Genomic DNA, 6,905 nt, shown 5'->3' with positions numbered 1-6,905 from the left:
AATAACTTGCATGTTGGGGCATTTCTTTCTCTGGCATCTGAAACTCATTTTGGAAAAAAAAAGCACCATCCATTACGCTCTCGTTGCTTAGGTTTCTATTCAAAGGCCTACTGAAATTGAGGATACTTGATTTACAAGCCTTACTGGATCAGGTTGCCTGGGTCCAAAAAAGGAACCATAGGGCTCGGCTATCACACAGGCGAAGGAAGCAAGTCTTAGACCAAATTGAGTAAGTTGCGTTGTAGGGTTAAGGACCACTACACCTTCGACTTCCTGGAACTGGCTGAAGAACACAATGAGCGCCAGCTTGAACGAGCCTTGGTCGCCAACCTGCGAAATTTTTTAGCTGAATTAGGCGGAGCCTTCGCTTTCATTGCCAACCAGTACCGCCTTGAGGTTGCCGGCCAGGAATATTTTGTTGATTTGCTGCTGTTCCATCGACGCCTGCGTTGCCTGGTGGCCATTGAACTCAAAATTAGGGATTTCAAGCCGGAACATAAAGGCAAGATGGAGTTCTACCTTGAAGCGCTGGAGAGAAGTGAAAAACTTCCGGAAGAAAACCCGCCCATTGGCATCATCATTTGCCGAGGCAAAAACAAAACCATCGTCGAATACGCCCTGCGCAATGCCGTCCGCCCGCTGGGTGTCGCCACGTATTCAGTCGTCCCCACACTGCCTGAACGCTATCAGGCTGATCTCCCAAGCCCGGAAGAGATCGCCCATCGGCTTCGACAGTGGGAACCTGCTCAGGCTTTGAAGACGCTGGAATGACCATTTTAAACCACTAATCGACACTAATCTTCACTAATTTTTTTTATTAGTGTGAATTAGTGAAAATTAGTGGTTAAATATCAAGGGGCATCACCACGTGAGCAATCGTTTCCTGGTTATCGGCAGCAACTGCTTTTCCGGCGCATCGTTTGTGCGCCATCTGCTGGAGCAGGGGCATGACGTCCTGGGCGTCAGCCGCTCCGAGGAACCGCACCCTGTCTTCCTGCCCTACAAATGGCTGACCGCCGGGCAGGAGCGGTTCCGCTTCGAGCAGGTGGACCTGAACCATGACCTGGATCGACTGATGGAGCTGGTCCGGTCTTGGCGGCCCGGATACATCGTCAACTTTGCGGCCCAGGGCATGGTCGCCCAGAGCTGGCTGACCCCGGAGCACTGGTACCAGACCAACGTGGTGGCCCAGGTCCGGCTGCATGATCAGCTGCGCAAACTGGACTTTCTGGAAAAATACGTTCACGTAACCACCCCGGAGGTTTACGGCAGCACGGACGGGTGGATCACGGAGCATTTTCATTTCGCGCCCAGCACGCCTTATGCCGTGTCCCGTTCGGCCTGCGATCTGCATTTGATGAGCTTTTTCAAGGCCTACGGCTTTCCAGTGGTGTTCACCCGGGCAGCCAATGTCTATGGCCCGGGCCAGCAGCTCTACCGGATCATCCCCAGGGCTATGCTCTTTGCCCGGACCGGGCGCAAAATGCAGCTGCACGGCGGCGGGCATTCCATCCGGTCTTTCATCCATATCCAGGACGTGGCCGAGGCCACCCTGAAGGTCGCCCTGCACGGCGAACCGGGCAGTTCCTATCATATTTCAACCAGATCCACGATCTCCATCCGGCAACTCGTGGAGCAGATCTGCCAACTCGGCAACGTGCCCTTTGAATCCCTGGTGGAAGTTACCGAGGACCGGCTGGGCAAGGATCAGGCCTATCTGCTGGACAGCAGCGCCATCCGTGAGAAACTGGGCTGGGAGGACGAGATATCACTGGAAAAGGGGCTGGCCGAAACCCTGGCATGGGTGGACGGTAATCTGGATGCGCTTGCGGGCCAAAATCCAGATTATGTGCATAAACCTTGAATTTTTAACCACTAATTTACACTAATCTTCACTAATTTTTTGTCTTTTATTCTTCATTAGTGCCAATTAGTGTCAATTAGTGGTTCCAAAAAACCATGAAAAAAATACTCATCACCGGCGGCTGCGGGTACATCGGCACGGTCCTGACCCGGCAGCTTTTGGACGACGGCCATGCCGTCATTGTCGTGGACACCCAGTGGTTCGGCAACTATCTGGCCCCGCACCCGAAGCTGACCGTCATCCAGGAGGACATCCGGAATACGGACTCCATGCCTCTGGACGGCGTGGAGGCGATCATTCACCTGGCGAACATCGCCAATGATCCCGGCGTGGAGCTGAATCCGACCCTGTCCTGGGAGGTCAACGTGCTGGCGGCCCAGCAATTGGCGGACCGGGCCGTGCGGGCCGGGGTGCGGCAGATCATGTTCGGCAGCTCGGGCAGCGTCTACGGCATCAAGGACGAGCCTCAGGTCACCGAAGATCTTCCTCTGGTGCCCATTTCCGTGTACAACAAGACCAAAATGGTGGCCGAGCGGGTGCTGCTCAGCTACGCGGACCAGCTCCAGGTGCACAACATCCGCCCGGCCACGGTCTGCGGCTACTCGCCCAGGATGCGCCTGGACGTGAGCGTGAACATGCTCACCTTCCAGGCCCTGAAAAACGGCAGGATCACCGTCTTCGGCGGCCAGCAGACCAGGCCGAACATCCACCTCCGGGACATGATCGACGTGTACCGCCATTTCCTGGCCCGTCCTGACCTGCCCTCCGGGTGCTACAACGCAGGATTCGAGAACATCTCCATCCTGGAGATCGCCGAGCGGGTCACGGCCAAGGTTCCTGCCGAGATTGCGGTCACCGCGTCCAACGACCCCCGCTCCTACCGCCAGAATTCGGACAAGCTGCTGGCCACCGGGTTCACGCCCCGGCACACCATCGACCATGCCATCGACGAGATCATTGCCATGTACCGCGCCGGGGAATTGGTGGAGTCGGATCAGTGCTATACCGTGAAGTGGATGAAAAAGATGGGATTGCAGGGCCAATGAATACCGTACAACTTGCCGCCCGATTCCGGGCGCAAGTCGTTTCCATGTCGCATACTGCCAGGGCCGCCCATCTTGCCTCGGCCCTGTCCTGCATTGATCTGATCGCCGTGCTCTATCATTCCGTATTGCGCCTGGACCCGGCAAACCCGCAAGCCCCGGACCGGGACCGTTTTATCCTGAGCAAAGGGCATGCGGCCACGGCCCTGTACGCGGCCCTGGCCTACAAGGGGCTGATCACGGAGGCGGACCTGGCCGGCTATGGCCGGGCCGGATCATATCTGGAGGAGCATCCTTCCCCCAAGCTGCCCGGCGTGGAAGCAGCCACCGGCTCTCTGGGCCATGGCCTGCCCATCGGCTGCGGCATGGCCCTGGCCGCCAGAATCCTCAAGCACGATTATCGCGTTTACGTACTGATGAGCGACGGAGAGTGCAACGAGGGGTCTGTCTGGGAAGCCGCCATGTTTGCCTCAGCCCACAACCTGGACAACCTCACCGCCATGGTGGACTACAACAAGTGGCAGGCCACGGGACGCAGCCGGGATGTCCTGCGGCTCGAGCCCCTGGCGGACAAATGGCGCACTTTCGGATGGGACGTGCAGGAGATCGACGGCCATGACCACGACCAGATACGCCAAGCCCTGGCCAGGCCTGTTGCATCCATGCCGCGGATGATCGTGGCCCATACCGTCAAGGGCAAAGGGGTGTCCTTCATGGAGGACGACAACAACTGGCATTACCGCGTGCCCACGGCGGAGGAAGTCCGGGCCGCCCATGATGAACTGGGGGTGCCGTGAGGAACGCATTTGCCCAGGCCGTTACGGAATTGGCCGCGCTGCATCCGGACCTGGTTCTGCTGGCCGGGGATATCGGCAATCGCCTGTTCGACCGGTTCAAGGCAGCCTTTCCCGGCCGATTCTACAACTGCGGCGTGGCCGAGGCCGGGATGACCGGCCTTGCCGCCGGCCTCGCTTCCAGCGGGCTGCACCCTGTCACCTACACCATCACCCCGTTCAACACCCTGCGTTGTCTGGAGCAGATCCGGCTGGATGTCTGCTACCCGAATCTGCCGGTGATCATCGTCGGCACCGGGGCGGGCTTGTCCTATGCCGGCCTGGGCGCAACGCACCATTCCATGGAGGACATCGGGGTCTTGCGCCTGCTGCCAAACATGCACGTGATCTGTCCGGCGGACCCTGTGGAAACCGGCCTGGCAGTGGCCGAAGCACTACGCATCAGGCGTCCGGCCTACATCCGCCTGGGCAAGAAGGGCGAGCCGACCATTCACGAGCGCCCGCCCGTTTTCGAGATTGGCAAGGGGATCACTCTGCGCCAGGGTACTGACGCGGCCCTGTTGGGGGTCGGCAACATGCTGCCTGCGGCCCTGCGTTGCGCCGACTTGTTGGCCGCAAAAGGGGTATCCGTCCGAGTTGTCAGCCTGCACACGGTCAAGCCCTTGGATGAGCAGCTCTTGGAAGACGTCTTTGCCGGTCATGCCCTCGTGGTTGTGATCGAAGAGCACGGCTTGGCCGGCGGGGCCGGGTCCGCTGTCCTGGAGTGGGGCTGCGCCCATGGGGCTGACCTGCGCAAGCTGGTTACGTTCGGCGGCCCGGACCAGTTTTTGATCGCCTGCGGCAACCAGAATCAGGCCCGCGACGGTATCGGGCTCAACCCGGAATGCATTGCCCGGGTTGTGTTGCAACGGCTGGAGGGGTGATGCTTCTGGGTCTTGATTTTGACAACACCCTGATCCGCTATGACGAACTGTTTTACCGCATGGCCAGGGAAAAGGGGCTGATCCCGGTCACCCTTGCGAAGGAGAAGAACGCGGTGCGCGACCATCTGCGCCGGACCGGGCGCGAAGACGAGTGGACCCGGATGCAAGGCGAGGCTTACGGGCCAAGGATTCGCGAGGCGGTTGCCTGCGACGGGGCGCTTGCGGCCCTGTCCGTGTTGCGGCAAAAAGGGGTGCGGATGCGCCTGATCAGTCACAAGACCCGCACCCCCTATCTGGGCCCGCCCCACGATCTGCACCAGGCCGCCTGGGGGTGGCTGGAACGGCATGGTTTTTTTGCCCAAAATGGTCTGGGCTGGTCTGAAGATCAGGTGTTCTTTGAACAAACCAAGGAAGAGAAAATCCGGCGGATCGTTGCTCTGGGCTGCACCCATTATGTGGACGACCTCCCGGAAATCCTGGACATGCTCCCGGATACCCTGGTCAAGGTGTACTATGCACCCAGGGGTGGGGAGCAAGCCAGTGGCCGGCAAGTGCTGCGGACATGGGCTGATCTTCCGGCCTTGCTATGCTGAACGATGAAGCCCCGGAGCGGTCTTTGCGCGCATTCCTGGCCAGCCAGGGCATCACCCGGCCCGTACTGACGCGCATCACGGCCGGGCGCAACAGCAGGGTCTGGCGCATCGACGACCCGAGTGGTCAATGGGTGCTCAAGGAGTATTACCGCCACCCAGGGGATCCTCGGGACAGGCTGGCCACGGAATACGGGTTCGCGGCCTTTCTTCAGGCCGGCGACGTCAACGGCGTGCCCAGGCCCCAGGGCTTGGACCGGAGCCGGGGCTGGGGGCTCTACACGTATCTGCACGGCGACCCGGTTCAGGACGTTTCCGGGGATTGCATTGCGCAATCCGCTGACTTTATTTGCCGAATTAACGATCTGCGCCATGCGCCGGGCGCCGCGGACCTGCCCCGGGCTTCCGAAGCCAGTTTCACCCCGCGGCAGCACCTCCAACAGGTGCGGAGCAGACTGGAAATGCTCCAGGGGCTGACTGGTCCAGGGCCGGAATACAGGCAGGCCAGGGAATTGGTCGGTGATGGGCTTGTCCCGGCGATTGAAAACGTGGGCCGGACGATCACAGGGAAATGCGAAAAGGTCATGGATGTCGAACTGCCGGCGGACCAACGAATCCTCTCGCCCTCGGATTTCGGCTTTCACAACGCCCTGCGCGGGCCTGACGAGCGGCTGTGCTTTCTTGATTTTGAATATGCCGGCTGGGACGACCCGGCAAAACTGTTTTGCGATTTTGCCTGCCAGCCGCAAATCCCGGTAACGCTGGACCAGGCCAAGGCCTTCCAGGTCAGGATCTGCGAGGGGCTGGGCATGACCGGCATTCTGCCTTGGGCCGCATTGCTGCTGCCCCTGTACAGGATCAAGTGGTGCTGTATTCTGCTCAATGAATTCCGCGCAACCGGCCGCCTCCGGCGCACCCATGCCGGCCAGGAGCGCCCGGATCTGCTCCAGCGACAACTGAACAAGGCCGCGCAGTACTTTCAACAACATTTGCGAGCAACCGTATGCCAAACATAGATTTCATGTCCGTGCTGCACAAGAGCACCACGCGGGACTACCTGGCCAGGGTCAACGACCCGGACTATCCCAAGGCCAAGGCCGCAAGGCTGGCCAAACAATGGGGATATGACTACTGGGACGGGGACCGGCGGATAAATTATGGCGGCTACCGCTACATGGAGGGGCGCTGGGAAAAAGTGGCCCGGGCCATGGCCGAACACTACGACCTTCCAGCCAACCCCAAAATCCTGGATATCGGTTGCGGCAAGGGTTTTTTGCTGTACGATTTTCTCAAGGTTCTGCCCGACGCGCAGGTTCACGGAATAGATATTTCCGAATACGCCATCCAGCATGCCAAGGAGGAGATCAGGGATCGCCTCCAGATCGGCAGCGCAACGAGCCTGCCCTGGCCGGACAATCATTTTGATTTGGTCATCTCCATCAACACCTTCCACAATCTCTACAACTACGAGTTGGAACAGGCCCTGAAAGAGATGCAACGAGTCGGCAAGCAAAACAAGTATCTCTGCGTTGAATCCTATCGCACCGAAGAGGAAAAGACCAACTTGCTTTACTGGCAGGTGACCTGCGAGGCGTTCTGCACACCTGAAGAGTGGCAGTGGTGGTTTGATTTAACAGGGTATACAGGGGATTACAGCTTTATTTACTTTGAATAGTGAAGATTCGCTGTTC

General features: G+C 59.1%; 8 protein-coding genes. All 8 read left to right on the top strand.

What is annotated here, in order from left to right; translation table 11 throughout:
• Positions 1-225 precede the first annotated feature (225 nt).
• The gene (locus AC559A_RS17365; protein ID WP_498818965.1) at positions 226-771 is read left to right on the top strand and encodes a PDDEXK nuclease domain-containing protein; all 546 of its coding nucleotides are present in this window, start codon (positions 226-228) and stop codon (positions 769-771) included.
• A gap of 97 nt (positions 772-868) precedes the next feature.
• Positions 869-1,864: an NAD-dependent epimerase/dehydratase family protein gene (locus AC559A_RS17360; protein WP_498818964.1), complete on the top strand. Its 996-nt coding sequence runs from the start codon at positions 869-871 to the stop codon at positions 1,862-1,864.
• A 95-nt stretch (positions 1,865-1,959) separates the two neighbouring features.
• Positions 1,960-2,910, top strand: a complete 951-nt coding sequence (locus AC559A_RS17355; RefSeq protein WP_498818963.1) for an NAD-dependent epimerase/dehydratase family protein — start codon at positions 1,960-1,962, stop codon at positions 2,908-2,910.
• Positions 2,907-3,704, top strand: coding sequence for a transketolase (locus tag AC559A_RS17350; RefSeq protein ID WP_498818962.1), 798 nt, complete (start codon positions 2,907-2,909; stop codon positions 3,702-3,704). Before AC559A_RS17355 ends, AC559A_RS17350 begins: the two co-directional genes overlap by 4 nt.
• Positions 3,701-4,624: a transketolase family protein gene (locus AC559A_RS17345; RefSeq protein WP_498818961.1), complete on the top strand. Its 924-nt coding sequence runs from the start codon at positions 3,701-3,703 to the stop codon at positions 4,622-4,624. The genes AC559A_RS17350 and AC559A_RS17345 overlap by 4 nt, the downstream gene beginning before the upstream one ends.
• A complete protein-coding gene (locus AC559A_RS17340; RefSeq protein ID WP_498818960.1) occupies positions 4,624-5,217 on the top strand; it encodes an HAD family hydrolase in 594 nt (197 codons plus the stop codon). Before AC559A_RS17345 ends, AC559A_RS17340 begins: the two co-directional genes overlap by 1 nt.
• Positions 5,211-6,230 (top strand): aminoglycoside phosphotransferase family protein, encoded by a 1,020-nt coding sequence (locus AC559A_RS17335; RefSeq protein ID WP_498818959.1) that lies wholly within the window; start codon positions 5,211-5,213, stop codon positions 6,228-6,230. Before AC559A_RS17340 ends, AC559A_RS17335 begins: the two co-directional genes overlap by 7 nt.
• Positions 6,218-6,889, top strand: coding sequence for a class I SAM-dependent methyltransferase (locus tag AC559A_RS17330; RefSeq protein WP_498818958.1), 672 nt, complete (start codon positions 6,218-6,220; stop codon positions 6,887-6,889). Before AC559A_RS17335 ends, AC559A_RS17330 begins: the two co-directional genes overlap by 13 nt.
• Positions 6,890-6,905 lie beyond the last annotated feature (16 nt).

This window comes from Desulfonatronum zhilinae (assembly GCF_900182865.1).
Taxonomy (GTDB): Bacteria; Desulfobacterota; Desulfovibrionia; order Desulfovibrionales; family Desulfonatronaceae; genus Desulfonatronum; species Desulfonatronum lacustre.
This window is presented reverse-complemented; position numbering and strand designations above follow the sequence as displayed.